At 56.4% G+C, this 2,295-nt stretch carries 2 protein-coding genes; both read left to right on the top strand.

The genetic code is table 11. The features are described 5' to 3' along the window. Positions 1–113 precede the first annotated feature (113 nt). On the top strand, positions 114–836 hold the full coding sequence (locus ACOCD2_RS17155) for a putative bifunctional diguanylate cyclase/phosphodiesterase (RefSeq protein WP_419625824.1): 723 nt from the start codon (positions 114–116) through the stop codon (positions 834–836). Positions 837–916: 80 nt separating this feature from the next. Continuing rightward, positions 917–2,194, top strand: coding sequence for a hypothetical protein (locus tag ACOCD2_RS17150; protein WP_294058920.1), 1,278 nt, complete (start codon positions 917–919; stop codon positions 2,192–2,194). The last annotated feature ends 101 nt before the right edge of the window (positions 2,195–2,295 follow it).

The raw sequence follows: 2,295 nt of genomic DNA, 5'->3' as shown, positions 1-2,295 counted from the left end.
TGTTGCGTAGTGCTTGGTGACCAGGACGGCTGGGGCACAAATAGGTTGTCAAAGGCCGAGTCGATTTTGGGGACTGGGATGTCCCAAAATCTATCACGAGGCCGAAGACACGCTTGCAGCCCATCGTTTCCCTGCAGACAGGGCAGGTGCTTTCCTTCGAGGCCCTGCTGCGCTGGCAGCATCCCCAGCGCGGGCTGGTGAGTCCCAATGAATTTATCGGCGTGGCTGAAGAAACAGGCATGATCTCCGAATTGAGCTGGTGGATTCTCAAGACGGCGGCGACGCAGACACGGCGCTGGCAGAAGCTCATCCTAGGCAATGCCGACCTGGGCATCAGCGTCAATGTTACCGGTGCTTTGTTTCGCAATGAAAACATGGCTGATGACCTGCTGTCGCTGCTGGAGGAATGTGACCTGCAGCCAGGGTACATGCACCTGGAGATCACCGAGCGCTCATTCATGGATCATCAGGATGCGGTACTCGCGGAGCTGGACAAGCTCAAGTCTGCAGGCGTGCAGCTGCATGTTGATGATTTTGGTACCGGCTACTCTTCGCTTTCCTACCTCAAGCGCTATTCCTATGACACGCTGAAGATCGACCGCTCGTTTATTCGTGATGTGACCAGCATGGGAGATGCCAGTGCCATCGTTCAGGCCATCGTTTCGCTGGGGCAGGACCTCAAAATGAACATCGTTGCAGAAGGCGTGGAAAATGTCGAGCAGGTCCAGCTGCTGCGCAAGATGGATTGCCCTGAAGCGCAAGGCTACTGGTTTTCGCGACCCTTGACCAGGGAAAAGGCTCATCAGGTCCTGAGCCAGCCTCTGAAGCTGAATTAGTACCGTGATACACCGACCATGCATCAGCGAAACCTGCCGGAGCTTTTATGCCGGTTCTTCCCGTCAGGAGCCCTGTTGCCATGAGTAAAAAATCCAGACAGAAGGAGAAAAGCAGGCTCGACCGGCTGGCGGGCCAGAACCTGGCGTTGAAGAAGAAGCAGGAAGCCCTGCAGAAGCAGTGCAAAAAGCTGCGCAAGAAGCAAAAATTGCTGTCCGCCGGTTATCAGTCTGTCGGGAAGAAGGCAAAAGGTCTGCATGCTGCGCTTTCCGAACTGCAGCAGGAAAACAGGCGGCTTGCCGAACGCATGGTGCAGGAAGACCGTCGCAGCAGGAAAATCCGCGGTCGCCTCGACCGTCTCAAATCACGCCAGGGGGCGGACAGGAAAAAAGTCACCGCCCTCAGCCAGCACCTCGATCAGCAGGAGAAGCTTGCGAGCGCCCTGTCTGAACGTCTTGAGGACGTGGAGCAGTTGGCATTGCAGGGCGACCTGCTGCGGGAACAACTCGAATACCTGCATGCAGACAAGGCGGAGCTGGATGCCCAGATCAGCAGTTTGATCACTCATATCATCGGACTCAAAGACGGCCAGGAGGGTTTTGCTTCGCACATCGGGAAACTGTCCGGTGCGCTCGACGAGGTGTTGCGCCGTGCCGGGGAACAGCTGGAGCAGTACCGGGCACTGGAAGAGCGGCTGGGAGATCTGAATCAGGGCAACAGGGAGCTGCAGCGGCAGACAGACCAGCAGAAGACCCAGGCTGCCGATTTGAAAGAGCGCCTTTCTGCAGTGGAGCAGCGGCTGGCCAGTCAGATTGTGGCTGTCGAAGACAAGCTGCAGCATCTGGAGACAGAATACGACCGTCTGTTGCAGGAAGAGCTGACTCAGCATCAGGGGCAGATTCAGGGGCTGCTGCAGAAAGCAGATGCAATCGATCAGACCGCGCGAACGGGAGCCGACCTTGCCCGGAGTTTGCACGAAGGCTATGGCAGCTTGCAGGAGCGGCTGGCTGCAACGGAAGAATACCCGTCCAGGTGGGATGCCGAGCTGGAAAAACGGCTGGCGCAACTGGATGCGCACTACCGGCAGCTGCTGGAGGAGAGCAGAAAACAGCAGCGCAAGATGATGGATGGCCTGATCGAGAACCTCAACCGGGCTGAAGCCGGGCTTACCCAAAAAGTCGATTTGCAAAAGGGGCAGATTGCAAAGCTGGCGCAGAATGCGAGGAAGCTGGACGAGGTGACGGTCAGGACGGCAGAAACCAGTCAGTCATTGCAAAAACACATGATCGGTTTTCGCGACATACTGATATCGGCGGTCAAACGTCTGGCAAGGAACGATGCCGTGTCGGGTACCATGTGATTGTATTCCAAAAAGGAGCTATCCTTTGTTCCGAACCCGCCAGATATTGAACGACTGGCTCACGCAAAACCTGGAGGAAGCATAACGCCATGGTTATCCAT

The organism is Thiolapillus sp., assembly GCF_048562965.1.
Classification (GTDB): Bacteria; Pseudomonadota; Gammaproteobacteria; order Chromatiales; family Chromatiaceae; genus Thiolapillus; species Thiolapillus brandeum_A.
The sequence above is the reverse complement of the archived record's forward strand: the minus strand, read 5'-3'. Positions and strand labels throughout refer to the sequence as shown.